Origin of the sequence: Streptomyces sp. SudanB25_2051 (assembly GCF_964272635.1) — a bacterium.
Lineage (GTDB): Bacteria > Actinomycetota > Actinomycetes > Streptomycetales > Streptomycetaceae > Streptomyces.
The window spans coordinates 2,531,896-2,554,711 of record NZ_OZ186787.1 but is presented as its reverse complement, the minus strand read 5'-3'; the positions used below and the strand labels follow the sequence as shown (position 1 = coordinate 2,554,711).

Sequence of the window (22,816 nt, the reverse complement as noted above, 5' to 3'; positions counted from 1 at the left end):
CTACGCCGAGCCGGCCGGTCGGCGGGAGACGGCACGGTGGTGCACGGGTGAAGTCTTGGTGGCGTACGGGCGACGCGCACGCCGTGCGCGCGTCCACACCCCCGCCAGGACCACCGCGGCCGCCGCCCCGCAGGCCGCCCCGGACCGCAGCCCAGGCGTGCGGAAGGCGCAGCGCACCGACCGCCGGCCCGGCTCCAACGGCGCGGCCACCAGGCCCAGATGGTCACCGGCCGGCCGGCCCTCGCACCGCCACCCGGCGATCCGGGGCGCCGCCAGGACCGCCACCCCGCGGGCGCCCGGCGGGAGCTCGGCCCGCACCCCGTCGCCGTCCACCCGCACGTCCACCGCCGCCCCGGCCCGCAGCCGCGCCACGGCCTCGCTCAACCGCCCCCGGTCCAGGCAGCCGACGGACCCCTCGGGCACGGCGCCACGGCCCCGCCACCGCACGCGGGTGCCCGCCACGAGCTGGGTGCCCAGCGGGGCCATGGCGGCGCGCCGCCTGGGCAGCCCGCCGCGCAGCTCGGCGGGACGTCCGGTGGCGCCGAGGCGCGCCGTGCCGGTGAAGTCGGGCGCCCAGACGAAGACGTCGCTGCCGACCGGGCACACGCCGTCCGCGGGGAGGCCGTAGACCCGCGCCCCGAGCAGCAGCTCCTGGTTGCGGAACGCCGAAGGCCCGTACCGGAGTTCCCCCGCGCCGGGCCTGACCGTCACCAGGGGCAGATACTCGTCGGTCCGCGTCAGCACCCCGTCCCGCCAGCGGGCGCCGACCGCGAACAGGGCGTCGGTCACCGGGTTGTCGAGGCTCTGCAGGTTCCGGCCGTGGGACGTCCAGCCGCCGCCGAGCGCCGCCAGGGTCCGCGTCCACACCGCGGGCGTGTGGCTGCTGTAGTACGCGGCGCCCTGCCCGCCCACGAGCAGCGGGTCGTTGCCGGTGAGCTGCGGGCGCCCCGGATCGGTCCGGTAGCGCGGCCACCCGTCCGCGCCCCGCACCGCCGCCGCCCGCACCTCGTGCGCGGCGCCCCACGCCGGGTAGTCGTCCAGCCGCGCGGGCCGCTCACGGTCGGCGTACGCCGTGGTCACCGCGGCGGGCACGACCACGGTCCCGGCCAGCAGCACGCCGCCCGCACCGCGCGCCAACCGCCGCCCCCGCGCCGGGAGCCGGCGTCCCTCCGTCCGCCCGGGTGACGACCCGGCCGCGATCCGCCCGACCGCCGCCACCCGCGCCAAGGGCCCCCCGCTCCCGGTCCGCCCGACCGCCGCCACCCGCGCCAAGGGCCCCCCGCTCCCGGTCCGCCCCTCACGTGCCGTCCCGCTCGCCGCGCCCAGCAGCAGCACCGCGCCCGCCGCCACCACCACACCCGCCCCGAACACCCCGTACGCCACGCCCGACACCAGCCCGCTCCCCGCGGCGCCCGCAGCCACCAGCGCGAGCAGCCCCGCCCCGCCCAGCAGCGCCCGCCGGTCCGGCCAGCCGCCCGCCGCCACGCCCGTCCACGCGGCCATCACCACCACACCGGCCAGCACGAACGTCTGGCGGTACGGGCTGCCGTTCGGCGTGGCGAACACATGCCACACCAGGTGCGTCGGCTCCCACTGCGCCGACAGCAGCACCACCGAGGCCAGCCCGCCCCACACCAGCCGCCCCCGCGCGGGCGCCGCCCGGTGGAACGGCAGCGCGGCCGCCAGCAGCAGCGCCCCCGCGCCCAGGAACAGCGCGGGCGTGAAGAAGCTGTACGTCGCCGGGAGCACCCGCGCGGCCACGTCCGCCCACTCGGCCGGCTCGAACCGGCGCGTCCACCCCGGATAGGCGTGCCGCGACCCCAGGAACACCGGCACCAGCAGCGGCGCCGCGAGCCCCACCCCCAGCACCACCGTCCCGACCGCCCGCCCCCACACCCGCAGCGCCCCACGAGCCGCCCCGGCCCCGGATGCCGCCCCGGCCCCACGGGCCCCGCCGCCGCGGACTCCCGCCCCCTCCAGGAGCCGCGCGGCCAGCACCAGCGCCGCGCCCAGCGTCGCCATGTACGCGGTGTAGAAGTTCGCCGCCCAGCACAGGGCCACCACCACGGGCCCCAGCACCGGCCGCCGCCCCCGGCGCGCCCACTCCGCCACCAGGCACAGCAGCGGGAAGGCGATCAGCCCGTCCAGCCACATCGGGTTGTACGACGCCTCGACCACCGCCCAGCCGCACAGCCCGTACGCCGCGCCCAGCACGGCCGCGCCCCACCGGCCGCCCCGCCGCTGCCGCAGCAGCGCCACCGCCATGGCGGCCGCCGCCGCGCCCAGCTTCAGCACGGTCACCGCGTACACGGCCAGATCGATCCGCTCGCGCGGGAAGACCGCGACGAGCGGCGCGAACGGGCTCGTCAGATAGGTGCCCAGGTCGGGCAGCAGGCTGGTCCCGTACCCCGCCCGCCAGTTGAGCGGGCCGCCCCCGGCCCGGCCGTGCAGCAGGTCCCACAGGTGGGCGTGGAACGGCACGAACTGGTTGCCGAGGTCGTTGACGGCGCGTGTGCGCGGCCCGAAGGGGAAGGTCCGGGCCGCGGCGTCACCGGCGCACACCGCCACCACGGCGAGCAGCGCCGACAGCGCGGCGGGCGCGGCGGCGCCACCGGAACGCCGCGCCGGCGAAGGGGTACGGGACTCGGCCACGGCCCCGAATATGGCACCGGAAAACCACCCCTCCCCGCCCCCCGCGGGCGAATTCACCGAATGGCCGCCTGCCCGCCACAAAGCGGGTCCGCGTCCGACACGCACGGCCGTTTCCGTTTACCGCGTGCTGATCTCGATAGTGGTGCCCTGCTTTGACGAAGAGGAGATCATCGCCCGGTTCCACGAGCACGTCACCACGGAATTGGGCCGCCTCGCGGTCGACTTCGAACTCCTCTACGTGGACGACGGAAGCCGCGACCGCACCCTGGAGATCCTCCAGGAGCGGGCCGCCGCCGACCCGCGCGTCCGGTACGTCTCCTTCAGCCGCAACTTCGGCAAGGAGGCCGCCATGCTCGCCGGCCTGCGCCACGCCGCCGGGGACGCCGTGGTCCTCATGGACGCCGACCTCCAGCACCCGCCGCGCCTCGTCGGCCGCATGCTGGAGCTGCACGCCGACGGTTACGACCAGGTCGTCGCCCGCCGCACCCGCGACGGGGACCGCGTCACCCGCACCCTGCTCGCCCGCGCCTACTACCGGGTGATCAACCGGCTCGTCGACGTGGAGCTGGCCGACGGGGTCGGCGACTTCCGGCTGCTGTCCCGCCGCGCCGTCGACGCGGTACTGGAACTCACCGAGTACAACCGTTTCTCGAAAGGAATCTTCGCCTGGGTGGGATTCCCCACGACCACCTTCGAGTACCGCAACGAGACCCGTGAGCAGGGCCGCTCGAAATGGACGCTGCGCAAACTCCTCAACTACGGCCTCGACGGTCTGCTCTCCTTCAACGACAAACCGCTGCGGGCCGCCCTCCACCTCGGCCTCGTGCTGGTCGCCACCGCCTCGCTGTACGCGGCCTGGATCGTCGGCGACGCCCTCGTCAACGGAGTCGACACCCCCGGATACGTCACCCTCCTGGTCGCGGTCACCGCGCTCGCGGGTGTCCAGATGGTCATGCTCGGCCTGATCGGGGAGTATGTGGGCCGTATCTACTACGAGGTGAAGCGGCGCCCCCACTTCCTGGTGAAGGCGGCGAACACCGGTGCCGCACCCGGCACCCGACCGTCCCCCGGGGAGTTCAGCCGAAGATGACCGGCATCAGCGGCCAGATCGTCAGGTTCGCCCTGGTCGGGGTGGTGAACACCGGCACGTACTACGGCTGCTACCTGCTGCTGCTCGCCTGCGGCCTGCCGTACGTGGCCGCGCACGTCGTCGCGTTCCTGCTGTCGATGACCGGCTCGTTCTTCCTCAACAGCTTCTTCACCTACCGCACCCGCCCCACCTGGCGGAAGTTCCTGCTGTTCCCCCTCACCAACGCGGCCAACTTCGTGATCACCACCGCCGGGGTGTGGCTGCTGGTGGGGGTCGCCGGGCTGTCCAGCCGGTACGCGCCGCTGCTCGCCGCGGCGGCGGCCATCCCGATCACCTTCGCCGTCTCCCGGACGATCATGCTGCGGCCCGAGAACCCGAAGGACCGTGACTCGTTGGCAGAAGTGGCTCCGAAGTAGTGGCCCAGGGCCACAGCCACTGCATACCATCGATCACCGCAAGGTCGTTGACACTGACGTACGACCCACGCCGGGAGGCCCCTTTGCACCGCCGCCGTCGCACCGCGCTCTCCGTGTCCGCCGCCCTCGTCGTCGCGGCCCCCCTCCTCACCGCCTGCGGCAGCGACGCCCACCCGGGCGCGGCCGCCGTCGTCGGCGGGCAGCGGATCGAGACGGCCGCGCTCCAGGCGCAGGTCCGGGACGTCCGCGCGGCGCAGGAGGCGTCGCCGCAGGCCGAGCAGCTGATCCGGGCCACCGGCGACCTCAGCCGCGAGAAGCTCAACGGGATGATCTTCGACCGGGTGGTGGAGAAGGTCGCCGCCGACTCCGGGATCACGGCCAGCCGCAAGGAGGTCCAGCAGATGCGGCGCGACGCGGCCCGCCAGTACGGCGGCGACCGGCAGCTCGCCGCGATGCTCCTCCAGCAGCAGGGCACCGCCCCCGACGAGATCGACACGGTCGTCCGGCGCAACATCCTCATGAACAAGATCGCTGAGAAGCACGGGGTGACCAACACCCCCGAGGGCCAGAAGAAGCTCACCGAGCTGTTCGGCGCCGCGTCCAAGTCCCTCGGCATCGAGGTGAACCCCCGGTACGGCTCCTGGGACCACGGCAAGATCCAGCTCGGCCGCCACCAGGCGCCCTGGCTCCGCCAGGTCACCGAGGACCCGGCGGCCGCCCCGGCCGGGATGTGAGGGGCGGGCGGTAGGTTCGAGGGGTGAACGCTCAAGCCGCAGACACCCCCGGCACCGGCCGCATCGTCCTCCTCACCAGCAGCCACCGCGTCGCGCCCGGCGTCCTGTCGTGGCCGGCGTGGCAGACCCTGCACGCCGCCGACGCGGTCCTGTGCCCCGACCCCGGGCACCCGCAGCTGCCCTACCTCCGCGAGGCCGGCGTCACCGTCGAGACCGCCGCGCCCACGGCCCGGGAGCTGGTCGACGCGTGCGCCGGGGGCCGTACGGTCGTCGTCGTCGCGTCCGGCGAGGGCGACCAGGAGCTCACCGACGGCCTGGCCCGGCTCGCCGGGTCCGGCCGCGTCGCCATGCCGGACCTGGAGCTGCTGCCCGGCTCGTACGACCTGCCGGGCGCCCGCCTGCTCGACCTGGTCGAGGTGATGGACCGCATCCGCCGCGAGTGCCCCTGGTCGTCCCGCCAGACGCACCAGGGCCTCGCCAAGTACGCCATCGAGGAGGCGTACGAGCTGGTCGAGGCCATCGAGGACGGCGACCGGCAGGAGCTGCGCGAGGAGCTCGGCGACGTCCTCCTCCAGGTGGTCTTCCACGCCCGGATCGCCGAGGAGGCGGAGGACGAGCCGTTCTCGCTGGACGATGTGGCGGGCGGCCTCGTCGACAAGCTCATCCACCGCCACCCGCACGTCTTCGGCGACGCGACCGCCGAGACGCCCGAGCAGGTCAAGGAGCACTGGCTGCGCACCAAGGCCGTCGAGAAGCGCCGCACCTCGGTCACGGACGGCATCCCGCTCGGCCAGCCCGGCCTCGCCCTCGCGGCGAAGCTGGCGAGCCGCGTCCGCACCGCCGGCCTGGACGTGCCGCCGCCGTCCGGCGAGGGTGTCGGGTACGCCCTGCTGGAGATGGCCGCGAGGGCGGAGGCGGAGGGCGTGGACCCGGAGGCGGCCCTGCGGGCGGCGGCCCGCGCGTACCGCGACACGATCCGCGCCGCGGAGGGCCACGACGCTGGGTAACGTGGCGGTGGCCGTACGGGGCGGGTGAGCCGGGGGAGGACCGATGGGCGAGGGGGAGCTGCGCGAGGGCGACTTCGACGCGCTGCTGCGGGTGCTGAGATCCGACAGCTACCTGGGGCTGATGGAGCGCCTGAGCGCGCTGGACCCCGAAGGGGCGCTGGGCTTCGACCTGCTGGCCTCGCGGGTCCGGCTGGCCGTCTCCCGCGAGGCCGCGCGCGCCGGCGCGGAGCAGTGGCTGCGGCGGGCGGTCCCCCGCGACCCGCGGGTGCTGGACGTGATCCGGTCGTACGCGGGGGAGCCGGCGCCCGCGATGCCCGGTCGCGTGACGCCCGGACGGGAGGTGCAAGGCCGTGTGACGCCCGGCCGCGACGGGCCCGCCGTCCGGAACACGGTGGCGGACAGCGCGGCGGGCAACGTCGTGCAGGCGCACACCGTCGAGCAGGTCAACTTCTTCACGGCCCCGCCCGACCCGGCGCTCTGGCTGGACGCCGCGACGGTCGACCCGCACGCGCTGGGCGCCCCGCACGAGGTGCCGTACATCCGCCGCGACCGGGACGCGGACCTCGGCCCGGAGCGGCGGGACGGCTTCCTGCTGATCACCGGCGCCCCGCTGTCCGGCAAGACCACCACCGCCTGGGCCCACGTGCGGCGCCTCGCGCCCGGCACGCAGGTGTGCGTCCCGCCGCCCGGCACGGACCTGCGGACCCTGCCCGAGCGCATCGCCGCCCGGAAGTCCCCCTGCGTGCTGTGGCTGGACGACCTGGAGCGGTACCTGGAGGGCCTGGACGGCGCCCTGCTGTCGCGCCTCATCGCCATGGGCGTGCGGACCGTCGCCACGATGACGGACGCGGCGTACGACGAGCACCGCTTCGGCGCCCCCGCGACGGCCCGCGTACTGAGCCGGGCGCGGGTGGTGGAGCTGGAGCTGGAGTGGAGCCGCCTTGAGCTGATGCGGATGGATGCGAGTGGCGACCGGCGTTTGAGGGACGCGGTGGACTTCTGCCACGACAAGCGCGTCACCCCGTACCTGGCCGTCGGTCCAGAGCTGTGGGAAGAGTGGCGCAGGGCTGGACGCTCAACCGGGAACCAGCCCGGCCACCAGTTGGTCCGCGCTGCCTTGGACCTGGCGCGGTGCTGGCTCACCGAACCTCAGCCGCGTGATCTGGTCCGAGCCGTGTACGAGATGTACGCCCCCGAGCACGCCGAGGCGTTCGACGCGGCCCTCGCCTGGGCGGTGCGTCCCCGCCATGGCGTGGCCGGCCTGCTGGTCGAGACACCTGGCACGGGCGAGCTGGCCGGCTACGGCTACCTGGTCGCTGAGGCGATGGCCACCGAGGAGCTGCCCCCGGTCCCGTACGAGACATGGGATCTGGCCCTTGCCCAGGGTGAGCCGCGCGTCACCACACTGGCCACCAGGTATTTCCGACACCACGCCAAAGCAGGCGACTCCGAGGCCATGTACCGCCTGGCCCGCCTCACCGACGACGAGGAGTGGCTTCGCAAGGCCGCCGACGCGGGCCACACGGCCGCCGCCGCCGACCTTGGCGGCGCCCTGGCCGACCGGGGCGATACGCGGGAGGCGATCCGGTACCTGGAGAAGGCCGCCGAGGCGGGCGACGCACGCGCCATGACCCGGCTGGGCAGGCTCCTGCAGATCCAGGCGACGACGTGGCTGGCCAGGGCGGCCGCCGCGGACGACTCGGAGGCGTACCTGTACACGCAGGCGTTCACGGTGGCCAATCCGCAGGCCGGTTTCCTGCTGGCCCGCCTCCTGGAAGAGGAGGGCAGGGAGAAGGAGGCCGCGTTCTGGATGCGCTGGGCCGCCCACGCCGGGCATCCGGGTGCCGTGGAGGCGGTCGGCGGCGGGGCGGATACCGTCGAGGGGTGAACGCCGTGAACGACCCCGCCACGCCCCCCGAGCTCTTCACCTGGGAGTTCGCCACCGACCCGTACCCGGCGTACGCCTGGCTGCGGGAGCACGCGCCGGTGCACCGCACCCGGCTGCCCAGCGGGGTCGAGGCGTGGCTGGTCACCCGGTACGCCGACGCGAAGCAGGCGCTCGCGGACCAGCGGCTCAGCAAGAACCCCGCGCACCACGACGAGCCCGCCCACGCCAAGGGCAAGACGGGCATTCCGGGGGAGCGCAAGGCGGAGTTGATGACGCACCTGCTGAACATCGACCCGCCGGACCACACCCGGCTGCGGCGGCTGGTGTCGAAGGCGTTCACCCCCCGCCGGGTCGCGGAGTTCGCGCCGCGCGTGCAGGAGCTGACGGACCGTTTGATCGACGGTTTCGCTACAAAAGGCGAGGCCGACCTGATCCATGAATTCGCCTTTCCTCTCCCCATTTACGCGATTTGCGACATGCTCGGGGTGCCCGCCGAGGACCAGGACGACTTCCGGGACTGGGCGGGTCAGATGATCCGGCACGGCGGCGGCCCGCGCGGCGGTGTCGCCCGGGCCGTGAAGCGGATGCGGGCGTATCTGGTGGACCTGATCCACCGCAAGCGCGGGGACCTCGGCGACGACCTGATCTCCGGGCTGATCCGCGCCTCCGACCACGGCGAGCACCTCACCGAGAACGAGGCCGCCGCGATGGCGTTCATCCTGCTCTTCGCGGGCTTCGAGACGACCGTGAACCTCATCGGCAACGGCACGTACGCGCTTCTGCGCAACCCCGCCGAGCGGGCCCGGCTCCAGGCGTCGCTGGCCGCGGGCGAGACGGACCTGCTGGCCACCGGGGTGGAGGAACTCCTGCGCTACGACGGGCCGGTCGAGCTGGCGACCTGGCGTTTCGCGACCGAGCCGCTCAGCGTCGGAGGGCAGCGGATCGAGGCGGGCGACCCCGTCCTCGTCGTCCTCGCGGCGGCGGACCGGGACCCGGAGCGGTTCGACGACCCGGACACCCTGGACCTCGCCCGGCGCGACAACCAGCACCTCGGGTACGGGCACGGCATCCACTACTGCCTCGGCGCGCCCCTCGCGCGGCTGGAGGGGCAGACCGCGCTGGCCACCCTCCTGACCCGCCTGCCCGACCTGCGCCTCGCCGTCGAACCGGACGAACTGCGGTGGCGCGGCGGGCTCATCATGCGCGGGCTGCGCACCCTTCCGGTGGCCTTTACACCGGAAAAAGCTGACGCTACGTCAAGTCTGTGATGTTCGCGTAATCTCCGCTGCACCGACTTGTGACTGGCGTTCGAATGCCGCTACGTTCACCGTCACCTCAGCAGTCACGCGAAAGGTCCAACGCATGCGCTCCGGGAACGGACGACACCGTCGACCCCGTCAAGCTCCCGCCCTCGTCGTCGCCGCGGGGGTGACCGGATCAGCGATCGCCCTGCCGCTGCTCGGCGCGGGCACCGCGTCCGCCGCCGACGCCGCCACCTGGGACCGCGTCGCCGAATGCGAGACCGGTGGCATGTGGAGTGCCGACCTCGGCAACGGCTACTACGGCGGCCTCCAGCTGTCGCAGGAGACCTGGCAGGCGTACGGAGGCACGGCGTACGCGCCGCGCGCCGACCTCGCCAGCCGCTCCGAGCAGATAGCCGTCGCGGAGAAGGTCTACGCCGCCCAGGGCTCCGCCGCCTGGGAGACCTGCGCGCCCATCGCGAACCTCGGCGGCGCCGGCGAGGAATCCGCCCCGGCGGAGACCGCCCCCGACGCCACGCCCGACGCCACCGCGGACACCGGCACCGGCGGCGAAGCCGCCAAGCCGGCCCCGGACGAGCAGCCCACCACGCCGGACGACGCCCCGGCCGGCACCGAGGGCTCAACGGGCTCCGGCGCGGCGGGCCTGCCCGGCGAGCCCACCGCGCCCGCCACCCCGGACGCGACGGCCTCCCCGACCGCGCCCGCGGCCCCCTCCACCGACCCCACCGCCCCCGGCGACGCCTCCGCGGCCGAGGACGGCACGGGCACCCCCGCGACCGGCACCGGCAAGCACCGCGGCGAACCCGCCAAGGAGGAAGCCGGGGCCGTCCCGACGCTTCCGGGCGGAACCGACGAGACCACCGGAACGGGCAATCCGGCCGAGAGCCGCGAATCCGGCAGGCACGCCTCGCGCGGTGACGGAACGGCACGTACGGGCGACGGGCTCGCCCCGGACGGTACGTACACCGTCCAGCCCGGCGACAACCTCTGGACCATCGCGGACAGCCACGAGCTGCCCGGCGGCTGGACGGCGCTCTACGACGCGAACCGCGAGACCGTGGGTACCGACCCCGACCTCATCCTCCCTGGCCAGAGCCTCGACCTGGGCGCGAACGAGGGGTAGTTACGGGCAGGAATGTCCGTTTCTTCGAAGTGAGACAAGAGTCTCTTTGCCTCAACTCGCGCCCCTGCGCCGCCCGGTCCGTCCGTTTCCGCCCCTACCTGCGCAAACGCCCTTATGGGGCAGGCGCGTAGGGGCGGATTGACCGGGATGTCCGTCTTTGATCTCCGCATGGGTCTGTGCTTACCGTCGATACCGCTCGCCACCGCGGGCCCCGTCCGACCGGTAACGCCGAATCCTGCCGCCGGACGACGGGAACAGTCGACGCATCACGCGCCGTAGGCAGGAGCGGGGGACCCAAGGTAAGCGCCGGGCCCTGCCGTCGAGAGACGGCCGGACCGGCTAGGGGTGAAGCCGCGCGCCACCAGCGCGCGGCCGGGCACTCACCAGGCCCGAACCCGACAGCTCACCTCGCAGGCGTCGGTGAGGAGATTCGCCATGCTGAATTCCGGCAAGGGAAAGCACCGTCGCCCGTCCAAGGCCGTCCGTCTCGCCGCGTTCGCCGGCATCACCGGTGTGGCCGTCGCCGCCCCGCTGATGGGCGCCACGTCCGCCAGTGCCGCGACCGCCGCCGAGTGGGACCGCGTCGCGCAGTGCGAGTCCGGCGGCAACTGGTCCATCAACACCGGCAACGGCTACTACGGCGGCCTGCAGTTCTCGGCCTCCACCTGGGCCGCGTACGGCGGCACGCAGTACGCCCCCACCGCCGACAAGGCCAGCAAGTCCCAGCAGATAGCCATCGCCGAGAAGGTCCTCGCGGGCCAGGGCAAGGGCGCCTGGCCGTCCTGCGGCGTCGGCCTGTCCAGCACCCCGTACGGCGGCGCCCCCGAGCGCACCGCCGAGCAGCCCACCACGCGCAGCGAGCAGCGCACCGCGCCGAAGGCCGAGACGGCGCAGCCGAAGGCCGCCGCGCCGAAGGCCGAGTCGAAGACCGTCACCACCCCGACCGGCGAGAAGGTCGAGAAGGGCGACGGCGAGTACAAGGTCAAGGCCGGCGACACGCTCAGCACCATCGCCGCCGCGAAGGACGTCAAGGGCGGCTGGAAGAAGCTGTTCGACCTGAACAAGGACATCGTCGCCGACGCCGACCTCATCTACCCGGGCCAGCAGCTCCACCTGAGCTGACCCGCCCACCGGGCCGGCGCCCCTGAGCCGGCCCGCCCCCGGCCCGCCCCCCGGGGCCGCCCGCCCTCCGGGGCCGGGCCGCCCGCGCGGGCCGTCCCCCGAGCCGCCCCGGCCCGCCGCGCATCCCCCCGTGCGCGGCGGTCCGGGGCATCGGCCTTCCCGGTACCGCCGCCGAGGTCCTGCGGCCCGGCGCGGGCGGGCTCCCGAGGGGTCGCAGCGCCCCTCCCAAACAGGGGCAAACAACCCCATGGCGGATGAGTGGACGGGTGCTCAGTTCGGTTACCGTCCGGTAGAGATGATGGCCATTCATCCCGGTATGGGTCGCCTTGTACGGTTTTTCGTCCCAGCGGGCGGGCGGTAGCGGGCAGCGGCCCCCCAGCCGGTTAGGCTCTTGCCGCAAGGGTGAAGACCCTGCACTCCACGCGTCACATCCCAGAAGGAGATGCTCGTGCCGTCCATCGACGTCGTCGTAGCCCGGGAAATCCTGGACTCCCGAGGCAACCCCACGGTCGAGGTCGAGGTCGGCCTCGACGACGGCAGCACCGGCCGTGCTGCCGTCCCGTCCGGTGCCTCCACCGGAGCGTTCGAGGCCCTCGAGCTCCGCGACGGTGACAAGGACCGCTACCTCGGCAAGGGTGTCGAGAAGGCCGTGCTCGCCGTCATCGAGCAGATCGGCCCGGAGCTCGTCGGCTACGACGCCACCGAGCAGCGGCTGATCGACCAGGCGATGTTCGACCTGGACGCCACCCCGGACAAGTCCTCGCTCGGCGCCAACGCCATCCTCGGCGTCTCCCTCGCCGTCGCGCACGCCGCCTCCGAGGCGTCCGACCTGCCGCTGTTCCGCTACCTCGGCGGCCCGAACGCGCACCTGCTGCCGGTGCCGATGATGAACATCCTGAACGGCGGCTCGCACGCCGACTCCAACGTGGACATCCAGGAGTTCATGATCGCGCCGATCGGCGCCGAGTCCTTCTCCGAGGCCCTGCGCTGGGGCACCGAGGTCTACCACACCCTCAAGAAGGTGCTGAAGGAGAAGGGCCTGTCCACCGGCCTCGGCGACGAGGGCGGCTTCGCCCCGAACCTGGACTCCAACCGCGCCGCGCTCGACCTCATCCTGGAGGCGATCAAGCAGGCCGGCTACACCCCGGGCCGCGACATCGCGCTCGCCCTGGACGTCGCCGCGTCCGAGTTCTACAAGGACGGCGCCTACGAGTTCGAGGGCAAGTCCCGCACGGCCGCCGAGATGACCGAGTACTACGAGGAGCTCGTCGCCTCGTACCCGCTGGTCTCCATCGAGGACCCGCTGTTCGAGGACGACTGGGACGGCTGGAAGACCATCACCGAGAAGCTCGGCTCGAAGGTCCAGCTCGTCGGCGACGACCTCTTCGTCACCAACCCGGAGCGCCTCGCCCGCGGCATCGAGGAGGGCGCCGCGAACGCCCTGCTCGTCAAGGTCAACCAGATCGGCTCCCTCACGGAGACCCTGGACGCCGTCGAGCTCGCCCAGCGCAACGGCTTCAAGTGCATGATGTCCCACCGCTCCGGCGAGACCGAGGACGTCACCATCGCCGACCTGGCCGTCGCCACCAACTGCGGCCAGATCAAAACCGGCGCCCCGGCCCGCTCCGAGCGCGTCGCCAAGTACAACCAGCTGCTGCGCATCGAGGAGATCCTCGACGACGCCGCCGTCTACGCCGGCCGCAGCGCGTTCCCGCGCTTCCGCCCGGCGAACGACTGACGCGCGCACCGCTGACGCGCACCGCGCGCGGCTGACGCGCGGGCACGGCTGACGCGCCGGGGGCCGACGCCTCGTCGCCCCCGGTTGCGTACGTCCCCGGCCACGGTCCCGTACCGTGTCCGGGGACGTCGTACGTGAGGAGGGGCGAGCCGATGGGCCAGGACCGGGACCGGTTCTCGACCGCGACGAGGCTGCGGCTGCTGGGCGAGCAGACCGCCGCCCGCGTCTACCGCTCCCAGACCCGCCGCCAGGCGCGCCGCTCCCGGCTCACCGGCCGGGCCGCGTTCCTGGCCCTCGTCGTGTGCACGATGGTCGTCGCCCTCGCGTACCCGATGCGGCAGTACGTGTCCCAGCGCGGCGAGATCGCCGAGCAGGAGCGGCTCGCCGAGGAGGCCGCGGCCCGCGTCGAACGGCTCCGCGACGAGAAGGCCCGCCTCCAGGACGACGCCTACATCAAGCAGCTCGCCCGCCGGCACCTCCACTACGTGATGCCGGGCGAGACGGCGTACATCATGAACGACCCGGACGCGGAGCGGGAGCAGCGCACCGACGAGGGCGGCACCGGCCGGCCCTGGTACTCAGGCGTCTGGGACGGCGTGGACCGCGCCGACCAGCGCGCCCGGTAGCCGCACGCCCCCGTCCCGAACCACCCACCGACCCCCCCCAACCGCCCCGAGCGGGACCGAGCAGGATCAAGGCAGGCATGGAAACGCCCCCTCCGCAGACCGAACGCACCGAGCCGACCGAGGCCGATGTCGCGGCCTTCCAGGAACAGCTCGGCCGCCCGCCGCGCGGCCTGCGGGCCATCGCGCACCGCTGCCCGTGCGGTGAGCCCGACGTGGTGGAGACCGCGCCGCGGCTCCCCGACGGCACGCCCTTCCCGACGACGTACTACCTGACGTGCCCCCGCGCGAACTCCGCGATCGGCACGCTGGAGGCGAACGGCGTCATGAAGGAGATGACCGAGCGCCTGGCCGCCGACCCGGAGCTGGCCGCCGCCTACCGGGCCGCGCACGAGGACTACATCGCCCGCCGCGACGCGATCGAGGTGCTGACCGGGTTCCCGAGCGCGGGCGGCATGCCGGACCGCGTGAAGTGCCTGCACGTGCTGGTCGCCCATTCGCTGGTCGCCGGGCCGGGTGTGAACCCGCTGGGCGACGAGGCGCTGGCGATGCTGCCGGAGTGGTGGGCGAAGGGCCCGTGCGTGAGCGTGGAGCGCGGCGCGGACCACGCGGGGGAGGCGGGCGAGTGACCAGGGTCGCGGCCATCGACTGCGGTACGAACTCCATCCGCCTGCTCGTGGCGGACATCGACCCCGAGGCGGGGACCCTCGTGGACCTGGACCGGCGGATGACGATCGTCCGCCTGGGCCAGGGCGTGGACCGCACGGGGCGGCTCGCCCCGGAGGCGCTGGAGCGCACGTTCGCCGCGTGCCGCGAGTACGCCGCCGCCATCAAGGAGCTGGGCGCGGAGCGGGTCCGGTTCGTGGCGACGTCCGCGTCCCGCGACGCCGAGAACCGCGAGGACTTCGTGCGGGGGGTGATGGACATCCTGGGCGTGGAGCCGGAGGTCATCACCGGCGACCAGGAGGCCGAGTTCTCCTTCACGGGCGCGACGAAGGAGCTGCGGGGCAGCGACGAGTACCTGGTGGTGGACATCGGCGGCGGCTCGACGGAGTTCGTCGTCGGCACCGGTCACGTCGAGGCGGCCCGCTCGGTGGACATCGGCTGCGTACGGCTGACGGAGCGCCATGTGCGCCACGACCCGCCGACCGAGGACGAGGTGGCCGCGATCCGCGCCGACGTGCGCGCGGCGATCGCCCTGGCCGAGGAGACCGTCCCGGTCCGCGAGGCCCGCACGCTGGTCGGCCTGGCCGGCTCGGTCACCACGGTCGCGGCCCTGGCGCTGGGCCTCGGGGAGTACGACTCCGCGGCGATCCACCGCTCCCGCATCCCGTACGAGCGGGTGGCGGAGGTGTCGGCGCGGCTGCGCTCGCTGACCCACGACGAACGCGCCGCCTACCCGGTCATCCACCCGGGCCGCGTGGACGTCATCGTGGCGGGCGCGCTGGTCCTGGAGGAGATCATGACCCATGTGGCGGCGCAGGAGGTCGTGGTCAGCGAACACGACATCCTCGACGGCATCGCCTGGTCCCTGGCCTGACGGCCGGGTTCGTCGCGTAGCGGTGACGGGACCGCCCCCGCCCGGTCCTGTGGGACGGGCGGGGGCGGTCCCGATTGGCCTTGTCCGAGGATCAGGAGTCGTAGGTGATCTTCAGGTCGGTGCCGAATTCGCCGTCCTTGCCGGGCGCCGGCGCGGTGCCTCCGGTCGGCTGGTCCGCGGCGGCGCTGCGGCTGATGCCGTCGAACAGCGCGTAGTTGAAGCGGAACCCGAGGTTCGCGGTGCCGGTCTTGCCGCCGACCTTCACGCGGAAGGTGCAGTTCCCCCAGAGGGTGTAGTCCTTGTTGCGCCGGTTGTTCTTGACCGACGAGTGCCAGAAGTAGTCGACCGGCACATTGGCGTGGCTGTCGTGGTAGGGCAGCTGCATGTGGCCGGCCTTGCAGGTCATCCTGCCCGTGGCGATGGCCTGGACCTTCGGCGAGGTGCGGAACGACCACGCCATGGTGGCGGGCTTGCCGACGGTCCCGGCCATGTTCACCTGCCCGGTGAACGTGCCGTTGGAGTCGGTCTTCTTGTAGTACGGGGCGGACATCTTGAAGGTGTGCTTCGCCTGCTGCGTGCCCGCGTGCGCGGGGGCCGAGGCCAGCAGCATCGAGGCGGCCAGAGCGGCGGAGCCGAGCGCGGCGGCGCGCCTGGCGGCTATGAGAGACATCGGATGGGTCCTGCTTCCGTCCATCCGCGCGGACGTCGGCAACCAACCGCGGTCCGCGCGTGACTGGTGGATACGACCGGTCGCGTTCCGGGTGGGACGATCAGGTGTCGAAGGTGATGTCGAGGTCGGACGAGTAGCCCGGACCCCCGGTGCCCCCGCCGTCCCCCGGCAGCGGCTCCGGCCCGGACGGCCAGACGCGCACAGCCCTCCAGCGGAACCGGTCCTGCTCGGCCCGCTCCGCCGTGAAGGTGACGGCCTCCCCGGCGGTCAGCGCGCGGAACCCCTCGGCCTCGACGGCCGAGTAGTGCGCCCACACGTCGTCCGGGAGGCCGGGCGTCACCAGGACGCCCCAGCCCTCCTCGCTGTGCCACTCCCGCACGTGCCCGTCGTACACGTCGTCAGGCGTCACGTCGGACACACTTCCCCCTGGTTCGATGAACGTCGCCCGGCAGTGCCGTGCCGCTGGTCAGGCGGCACACGACCGGTGTCCGAAACCGTATCAGCCGTCCGCGCGCGACCCCCGGACCACTGCGGCGCTTCGGTCTGAGGGGCCCTCAGCCGCCGCCCGGCTCCAGGGCGTCCGCGTACAGCGCGAAGAGCCGCGGGGCGGGGGCGTCGCCGGCCGGCCGTCCGGTGCGGAGGCGGCGCAGGCACGCGGCGGTCAGGTCGCGGGCGCGGGTGCCGGGCCACGGCTGGGGCAGGAGCTCGGGCGGCAGGAGCGGGTCGGGGGTCATCGCCGCGGTGAAGTGCGCGGCGAGTTCCACGAAGGTGGTCAGGCGTTCCGCCTCCGGCATCTCCGGCCCCCGCGCGAGCCGCTCCAGGCACCTCTCGGCGAAGGCCGCCAGGCGGGTGTGCCGGGAGGCGACCTCCTCCAGGGGCCACAGGGCGGCCGCCAGGGCGCGCGGTTCGGTGCTGTCCCCGATCCGCAGGTCGGTGCTGCTCAGACAGGTGAGCGCGTCCAGGACGCCGAGCCGGCCGGCCTCGGCGCGGACGAGTCCGGTGACGGGGTTGGCGGTGACGTACAGGCCGCTCTGGACGGGCGCCGCCCCCAGGTGCAGCAGGCGCTCGCGCAGCGCGTCGCGGGCGGAGCGGCGGGTCTCGGGGATGGCGAAGGCGAACAGGTGCCAGGTGCCGTCCCACGGGGCGAGTCCCGCGTCCTGCCGGTAGGCGTGGCGTACGTACGCGGCGTCGGGCGCCAGGGACCCGGTGACGTCGGCGACGGCGCGGAGGGTGGCGCGGCGGCCCCGGCCCTCCTGGGTGAAGCGCCCCTCGTCGACGAGGCGTTTGACGCACAGCCTGACCTGCTGGCCCGTCATGCCGAGGAGTTCCGCGACGGTGTACAGCTCACCGGCGTCGACGGTGCCGTCCTCGCGGACCAGGGCGTGCACCAGGAGCCGCGTGGGGATCTCCGGCCTGCCGTCCGGCTCGTCCGCCGCGACCGGGTCGGAGGTGGGGGAGTTCACCGCGTACCCCCCTTCCCGGACGCGTCGGCCGAGGTGACCGCGCGGTGCATGGTGGTGACCGCGCCGAAGCCCATCAGGCCGCGCAGGTACGGGGTGCGCTCGGTGCGGACGGCGGTGAAGCCGTGCCGCTCGTACAGGGCCCTGGCGCTGGGGTTGACGTCGATGACGTCCAGCCGGACCCGGCGGCAGCCGTGGTCGGCCGCCACCGCGGCGATCTCCTCCAGCAGCAGTCCGCCGATGCCGCCGCCGCGGTGGGCCGCGTCCACGGCGATGCCGTCCATGACCAGCTCCCCGTCGGCGGGCGTCCGCTCGAACAGGGCCAGGACCGCCAGGCGCGGCAGGCCGCGCAGCGGCCCGTAGGCCGACAGCACGTCCCGGGCGCCGCCGCCCGTCAGCCCGCGGTCGCCGATGCGGTACCCGGCGACGCCGATGACACGGCCCCCCACGAGGGCGGTCACGCCCCGGTCGTGCCGCAGGTGGTCCGCGATGAACCGGCGCCCCGTCTCCGGTGGGTTCAGCGCGGGGGCGAGCTTGCGCCCGAAGGCCTCCCAGTACAGCGCCGCCACCCGCGCCTCCTCGCCCGGGGGCACGCCTCTACGCACCGCCGCCGGCTGACCGCGCTCCGCCGTCTCCATGCCGCTCCCTCCGTCGCCGCACCGCTAGTGCGATCGAGTGTAGTACGTTCATTCTCAATACGAGCGTTTCGAGTGCGAGCGTTTTCTGTGGGGGTGGGCATGTCCGTGGGACTCCAGACGTGCGGGGGGCGCGGGCGGCGCGTGTGGCGCCGGACGCTGAAGGTGCTGGCGGGCGCCCTGGCGGTGGCCGTCGGGCTGGCCGGGCTGGCGGTGTGGCAGAACACCTACGCGCTGCGCGAGGAGCGGGTGTCGCTGCGGCACGACGGAAAGCTGCTCCAGGGCGTGCTGGCGCTGCCCGAGACGGGGGAGGGGCCGTTCGGCCTGGTCGTCTTCGTCCACGGCGACGGGCCCGTCGACGCGACCCACGAGACGTTCTACCGGCCGGTCTGGGAGTCCTTCGCCCGCGCGGGATACGCCTCGCTGTCGTTCAGCAAGCCGGGGGTCGGCGGCTCCGAAGGCGACTGGCTGGAGCAGAGCATGGCGGACCGCGCGGAGGAGACGCTGGCCGCCGTCGCCTGGGCCCGCGGCCGCCCGGACATCGACGGGCGGCGCATCGGCCTGTGGGGCGCCAGCCAGGCCGGCTGGGTGCTGCCGAAGGTGGCCGCGCGCGACCCGCGCCTCCAGTTCGTCATCGCCGTCTCCCCGGCGGTCAACTGGCTGCGGCAGGGCCGGTACAACCTCCTCGCCGAACTGCGCCGGGACAACGCCGCCCCCGCGCGGCGGGAAGCGGCGCTGCGCCGCAGGCAGACCACACTGCGCCTGCTGGAGCGGGGCGCGTCCTTCGCCGAGTACCGCGCGGCGTTCGGCGACGCGGACGGGATGACGCCCGCGCGGTGGTCCTTCATCGCCAGGAACTTCACCTCCGACGCGACCGCCGACCTGCGGGCGATGCGCGGCACCCCCGTCCTGCTGGTCCTGGCCGGCCGGGACGACAACGTGGACGTCGCGGAGACCGAGGCCGTCTACCGCGAGACCCTCCCGGCCGCGTCCCTCCGGGTCCTCCGCTACCCCGGTGCCTCGCACACACTGGTCGACCGGGACACGGAGGACTCCCCGTGGCGCCTGACCCTCACCGCGGTCTTCGCGCCCCGGCGGCTGTACGCGGAGGGGTTCCTCGCCGACCAGGCCGCGTACACCGCCCACCCGCCCGAGCGCCCGGCGCCCGCGGCCCGCTAGCCGGTCCGCGCCCGGTCCGCGCCCGGGCCGCGCCCGGGCCGGGGCGCGGACGGGGCGCGCGGGGTCAGTGCCTGGTGCCGTGACCGCAGTCGGCCGGGCAGAGCGTGCCGTCCCCGGGGTGCCCGGCGGCGGCGCCCACCACGGCCGGCTCGCGGCGGCGGCCCGGCACCGCGGCACCGCGGGCGACCGCCGGCGCCATCGGGACCCGCGCGGCCCGGGCCGTGGGGAAGCCCGGCGCCACGCGTACGCCCGACCGCTCGGCGCGGCCCGCCGCGTCCGCGATGCCGGCGCGGACACGCGGCTTCAGCCAGCGGCCGAGAGGCTCCTCGACGAGCCGGTGGACCAGGTAGGCGGCCAGCATCATGGAGCCGATCAGCCCGCCCAGCAGCAGCGTCGGGTCGACCCGGTAGGTCTTCTCGACGTACGTGATGGTCTCCCAGCCGATGTACTGGTGCAGCAGGTACAGCGGATAGGTGAGCGATCCGGCGACGGGCAGCCACCGCCACGTGATCCAGCCGGTCCTGCCCGTCGCGACGAGCGCCATCGTCCCGAACGACACCGTCAGCACGGCCATCACCGGCCAGAAGGGGACCCACTGGTCCATGTTGTCGATGGACGCCCGCCACGTCAGGCGCGCGCTCGGGACCGCGGCCGCGAACGACACCAGGACGACGCCCCACAGGAGCACCGTGGGACGGAAGCGGTACATCAGGTAGAACGCCATGCCGGCGATGAAGTACCAGCAGTGCTCCGGCATGAGGAACTGGCCGAACGAGCCCCAGCCGAACCGGTGGAACGCCAGGGCGGCGGACCCCCACAGGCAGCAGAACAGCAGGACCCGCCGGTACGTCAGACCGCCCCACGCCACGATGGCGAACAGCAGGTAGAAGCGCAGCTCGGCGAAGAGCGTCCAGTACACCGGGTCCACCGGCTTCACCCCGAGGAACGCCTGCACCATCGTCATGTTGGCGACCACGTCGGCCCAGGCGAGCCGGACGTACCCGCCCGGCACGAGGACCAGGACGGCCGTGGTGGCCAGGACGCAGAACCAGTACGCGGGATACAGCCGCACGACGCGCGAGGTGAAGAAGTCCCCCAGTGAACGCCCCCAGCAGCTCATGCAGATGACGAACCCGCTGATGAGGAAGAACAGCTGCACGCCGAGCCAGCCGTAGGCCGCGAACGGGAAGACCCGGGGGAAGAGCGTCCGGCTCTCGACCGCCCATCCGTGCCCGAGGCCCACGTAGTGGTAGAGCACCACCATCAGGGCGGCGACGAGCCGCAGGCCGTCTAGTGCCGCCAGCCGTGGGCGGCGCCGCGGCGCGGACTGCCGGGCCGCAGGGGAAGGCTGTACCACGGAAGATCCTCATGCTCTCCGGGCCCCCGAAGCGGCCGCGTCAGACGTCGTGTGCGGGCCGGCGCGAGCATCGTCCGCCCGTTTCGGGGGGCGCGCCGGCACGGGGGCCGGAGGGTCGGTCATCCCTCCCCGGTACCGCCCGTGCCCCGTTTGACAGTCGGTAACCGCGAACGGTTGTGCGGCCGGCCCCGACGGGATGCGCCGACCGCGGCCGGCGCCCGGAGACGGGCCCGCCCTGCCCGCGGCGGGGCCGTCCGGGCCCTCGGCCGGGGGTGCCGACGCGGGGGGACAAGCGGGGCGGACGTGGTGGTTGTGGTGGAACCGGGCAGGGTGTGGAGGCTTCGGCGACAGCGCGTCGGAAAAAGGTCGTGAAGTTCTTCACAAGGAAAAACCGCCTGATGAGGGTCTGCGGCGGGGGTGTGACCCTTACCGATGGCTCCCACGTCTCGATCGCGCCCCGGCTTTCGTAACCGCAGAAGCGTTTCGGCCATGTGAAGCAAGGCGGCGGTCCGGGGTTACGGAAGGCTCTCCGGTCCAGTTCACGGGGGGTGAGGGGGGAGTGAACAACGTCCTTGGTTACACCCTGGTTCCCGCGGTGCGCCATGACCTCCGTCACGTGGGCCGCGCAGTGTAGCAGAGGTCTCCCCGAACTTGTGAAGGGGCGCACGAGCGACCCCCGTCCGAGGGGTGGATACTCGATGGCATGAGCACCACGGAGCGTCCCAGGATCCTCGTAGTAGGCGGTGGGTACGTAGGCCTGTACGCAGCTCGACGCATCCTGAAGAAGATGCGCTACGGCGAGGCGACCGTCACGGTCGTCGACCCGCGCTCGTACATGACGTACCAGCCGTTCCTCCCCGAAGCCGCCGCCGGCAGCATCTCGCCGCGGCACGTCGTCGTCCCGCTGCGACGCGTGCTGCCCAAGGCCGAGGTCCTCACCGGTCGGGTCACCACCATCGACCAGGACCGCAAGGTCGCCACCGTCGCGCCGCTGGTCGGCGAGGCGTACGAGCTGCCCTTCGACTACCTGGTGATCGCGCTCGGCGCGGTCTCCCGCACCTTCCCGATCCCCGGCCTCGCCGAGCAGGGCATCGGCATGAAGGGCATCGAGGAGGCCATCGGCCTGCGCAACCACGTGCTCGAGCAGCTGGACAAGGCCGACTCGACCACCGACGAGGAGGTCCGCCGCAAGGCGCTGACCTTCGTCTTCGTCGGCGGTGGCTTCGCCGGCGCCGAGACGATCGGCGAGGTCGAGGACATGGCCCGCGACGCCGCCAAGTACTACAAGAACGTGTCCCGCGAGGACATGCGCTTCATCCTGGTCGACGCCGCCGACAAGATCCTCCCCGAGGTCGGTCCGAAGCTCGGCAAGTACGGCAAGGAGCACCTCGAGGGCCGTGGTGTCGAGGTGTACCTGAGCACCTCCATGGACTCCTGCGTCGACGGCCACGTGGTGCTGAAGAACGGCCTGGAGGTCGACTCCAACACCATCGTGTGGACCGCCGGTGTGAAGCCGAACCCGGCGCTGGCCCGCTTCGGCCTGCCGCTCGGCCCCCGCGGCCACGTCGACTGCCAGCCGACCCTCCAGGTCACCGGCACCGACTACATCTGGGCCGCCGGCGACAACGCCCAGGTCCCCGACCTCGTGGGCCGCAAGGCCGGCAACGAGAACGCCTGGTGCCCGCCGAACGCCCAGCACGCGCTGCGCCAGGCCAAGGTCCTCGGCGACAACGTCCTCTCCGGCATGCGGGGCTTCCCGCAGAAGGAGTACAGCCACGCCAACAAGGGCGCGGTCGCGGGCCTCGGCCTGCACAAGGGCGTCGCGATGATCGTCATGGGCAAGATGAAGATCAAGCTCAAGGGCCGTCTCGCCTGGTACATGCACCGCGGCTACCACGGCATGGCCATGCCGACCTGGAACCGCAAGATCCGCGTCTTCGCGGACTGGACGCTCGCGATGTTCCTCAAGCGCGAGGTCGTCTCGCTCGGCGCGATCGAGTCGCCGCGCGAGGAGTTCTACGAGGCCGCCAAGCCCGCTCCGGCGCCCGCCGCCGCCAAGCCGGAGAAGGCCAAGGCCTCCTGACACCGGCCGGGTCCGCCCGGCCCCGGCGGCCGGTCCGGCCGGCCGTCCCAGCGCAGTCCCGACGAGGGGCCGCCCGCCATCCGTGGTGCGGGCGGCCCCTCGCCGCGTCCCGGGCCGTACGGCCGGCGCGGCGGGGTGAGCGGGCGCGCCGGGGCGCCCGGCACGGGCGCGGATGACGGAAAACGCGCCTGCCGAACCGTACGGGGCGTGATCCGGGGGCTGCTTTCCGCAGCGGTC

At 73.6% G+C, this 22,816-nt stretch carries 20 protein-coding genes and 1 riboswitch; of the genes, 14 read left to right on the top strand and 6 right to left on the bottom strand.

What is annotated here, in order from left to right; translation table 11 throughout:
• Positions 1–2,652, bottom strand: a complete 2,652-nt coding sequence (locus ACSUPT_RS11265; RefSeq protein WP_436944170.1) for a YfhO family protein — start codon at positions 2,650–2,652, stop codon at positions 1–3.
• A 124-nt stretch (positions 2,653–2,776) separates the two neighbouring features.
• Here ACSUPT_RS11265 and ACSUPT_RS11260 point away from each other — a divergent pair, with 124 nt between their 5' ends.
• The 12 genes from ACSUPT_RS11260 to ACSUPT_RS11205 all read left to right on the top strand — a co-directional run bounded on the left by ACSUPT_RS11260 (position 2,777) and on the right by ACSUPT_RS11205 (position 15,195).
• On the top strand, positions 2,777–3,742 hold the full coding sequence (locus ACSUPT_RS11260) for a glycosyltransferase family 2 protein (protein WP_351965300.1): 966 nt from the start codon (positions 2,777–2,779) through the stop codon (positions 3,740–3,742).
• The gene (locus ACSUPT_RS11255) at positions 3,739–4,158 is read left to right on the top strand and encodes a GtrA family protein (protein WP_351965301.1); all 420 of its coding nucleotides are present in this window, start codon (positions 3,739–3,741) and stop codon (positions 4,156–4,158) included. The genes ACSUPT_RS11260 and ACSUPT_RS11255 overlap by 4 nt, the downstream gene beginning before the upstream one ends.
• A gap of 83 nt (positions 4,159–4,241) precedes the next feature.
• Positions 4,242–4,892 (top strand): SurA N-terminal domain-containing protein, encoded by a 651-nt coding sequence (locus tag ACSUPT_RS11250; protein ID WP_351965302.1) that lies wholly within the window; start codon positions 4,242–4,244, stop codon positions 4,890–4,892.
• Between the two features lie 23 nt (positions 4,893–4,915).
• Positions 4,916–5,899, top strand: coding sequence for a nucleoside triphosphate pyrophosphohydrolase (locus ACSUPT_RS11245; RefSeq protein WP_436944169.1), 984 nt, complete (start codon positions 4,916–4,918; stop codon positions 5,897–5,899).
• A gap of 43 nt (positions 5,900–5,942) precedes the next feature.
• On the top strand, positions 5,943–7,787 hold the full coding sequence (locus ACSUPT_RS11240; RefSeq protein ID WP_436944168.1) for a tetratricopeptide repeat protein: 1,845 nt from the start codon (positions 5,943–5,945) through the stop codon (positions 7,785–7,787).
• Positions 7,784–9,055 (top strand): cytochrome P450 family protein, encoded by a 1,272-nt coding sequence (locus ACSUPT_RS11235; protein WP_365728135.1) that lies wholly within the window; start codon positions 7,784–7,786, stop codon positions 9,053–9,055. Before ACSUPT_RS11240 ends, ACSUPT_RS11235 begins: the two co-directional genes overlap by 4 nt.
• A 94-nt stretch (positions 9,056–9,149) precedes the next feature.
• Complete coding sequence (locus ACSUPT_RS11230; protein WP_436944167.1) at positions 9,150–10,172, top strand: transglycosylase family protein; 1,023 nt, start codon at positions 9,150–9,152, stop codon at positions 10,170–10,172.
• Between the two features lie 261 nt (positions 10,173–10,433).
• A riboswitch (cyclic di-AMP (ydaO/yuaA leader) is annotated at positions 10,434–10,604 on the top strand.
• A gap of 3 nt (positions 10,605–10,607) precedes the next feature.
• Positions 10,608–11,294, top strand: a complete 687-nt coding sequence (locus tag ACSUPT_RS11225; RefSeq protein WP_436944166.1) for a transglycosylase family protein — start codon at positions 10,608–10,610, stop codon at positions 11,292–11,294.
• A gap of 448 nt (positions 11,295–11,742) precedes the next feature.
• Positions 11,743–13,032 carry a phosphopyruvate hydratase gene (eno, locus tag ACSUPT_RS11220; RefSeq protein WP_436944165.1) on the top strand — a complete coding sequence of 430 codons (1,290 nt, stop codon included), beginning with the start codon at positions 11,743–11,745 and terminating at the stop codon, positions 13,030–13,032.
• Between the two features lie 152 nt (positions 13,033–13,184).
• Entirely contained in the window at positions 13,185–13,658 is a 474-nt protein-coding gene (locus tag ACSUPT_RS11215; RefSeq protein WP_351965309.1) for an FtsB family cell division protein, read from the top strand.
• A gap of 77 nt (positions 13,659–13,735) precedes the next feature.
• Positions 13,736–14,284, top strand: coding sequence for a DUF501 domain-containing protein (locus ACSUPT_RS11210; protein WP_351965310.1), 549 nt, complete (start codon positions 13,736–13,738; stop codon positions 14,282–14,284).
• Positions 14,281–15,195 (top strand): Ppx/GppA phosphatase family protein, encoded by a 915-nt coding sequence (locus ACSUPT_RS11205; RefSeq protein ID WP_436944164.1) that lies wholly within the window; start codon positions 14,281–14,283, stop codon positions 15,193–15,195. Before ACSUPT_RS11210 ends, ACSUPT_RS11205 begins: the two co-directional genes overlap by 4 nt.
• 91 nt (positions 15,196–15,286) lie before the next feature.
• Here ACSUPT_RS11205 and ACSUPT_RS11200 read toward each other — a convergent pair whose 3' ends face one another.
• The 4 genes from ACSUPT_RS11200 to ACSUPT_RS11185 all read right to left on the bottom strand — a co-directional run bounded on the left by ACSUPT_RS11200 (position 15,287) and on the right by ACSUPT_RS11185 (position 17,963).
• On the bottom strand, positions 15,287–15,865 hold the full coding sequence (locus tag ACSUPT_RS11200) for a hypothetical protein (RefSeq protein ID WP_351965313.1): 579 nt from the start codon (positions 15,863–15,865) through the stop codon (positions 15,287–15,289).
• 100 nt (positions 15,866–15,965) lie between these two features.
• On the bottom strand, positions 15,966–16,274 hold the full coding sequence (locus ACSUPT_RS11195) for a cold-shock protein (protein WP_361664069.1): 309 nt from the start codon (positions 16,272–16,274) through the stop codon (positions 15,966–15,968).
• A gap of 145 nt (positions 16,275–16,419) precedes the next feature.
• Positions 16,420–17,328 carry a PaaX family transcriptional regulator C-terminal domain-containing protein gene (locus ACSUPT_RS11190; protein ID WP_436944163.1) on the bottom strand — a complete coding sequence of 303 codons (909 nt, stop codon included), beginning with the start codon at positions 17,326–17,328 and terminating at the stop codon, positions 16,420–16,422.
• Positions 17,325–17,963 carry a GNAT family N-acetyltransferase gene (locus ACSUPT_RS11185; RefSeq protein WP_436944162.1) on the bottom strand — a complete coding sequence of 213 codons (639 nt, stop codon included), beginning with the start codon at positions 17,961–17,963 and terminating at the stop codon, positions 17,325–17,327. Before ACSUPT_RS11185 ends, ACSUPT_RS11190 begins: the two co-directional genes overlap by 4 nt.
• A 99-nt stretch (positions 17,964–18,062) precedes the next feature.
• Here ACSUPT_RS11185 and ACSUPT_RS11180 point away from each other — a divergent pair, with 99 nt between their 5' ends.
• A complete protein-coding gene (locus tag ACSUPT_RS11180; protein WP_436944161.1) occupies positions 18,063–19,139 on the top strand; it encodes an alpha/beta hydrolase family protein in 1,077 nt (358 codons plus the stop codon).
• Positions 19,140–19,203: 64 nt separating this feature from the next.
• Here ACSUPT_RS11180 and ACSUPT_RS11175 read toward each other — a convergent pair whose 3' ends face one another.
• The gene (locus ACSUPT_RS11175; RefSeq protein ID WP_399218995.1) at positions 19,204–20,496 is read right to left on the bottom strand and encodes an acyltransferase family protein; all 1,293 of its coding nucleotides are present in this window, start codon (positions 20,494–20,496) and stop codon (positions 19,204–19,206) included.
• Positions 20,497–21,199: 703 nt separating this feature from the next.
• Between ACSUPT_RS11175 and ACSUPT_RS11170 the strand changes: the two genes are divergently transcribed.
• The gene (locus ACSUPT_RS11170; protein ID WP_023588305.1) at positions 21,200–22,579 is read left to right on the top strand and encodes an NAD(P)/FAD-dependent oxidoreductase; all 1,380 of its coding nucleotides are present in this window, start codon (positions 21,200–21,202) and stop codon (positions 22,577–22,579) included.
• Positions 22,580–22,816 lie beyond the last annotated feature (237 nt).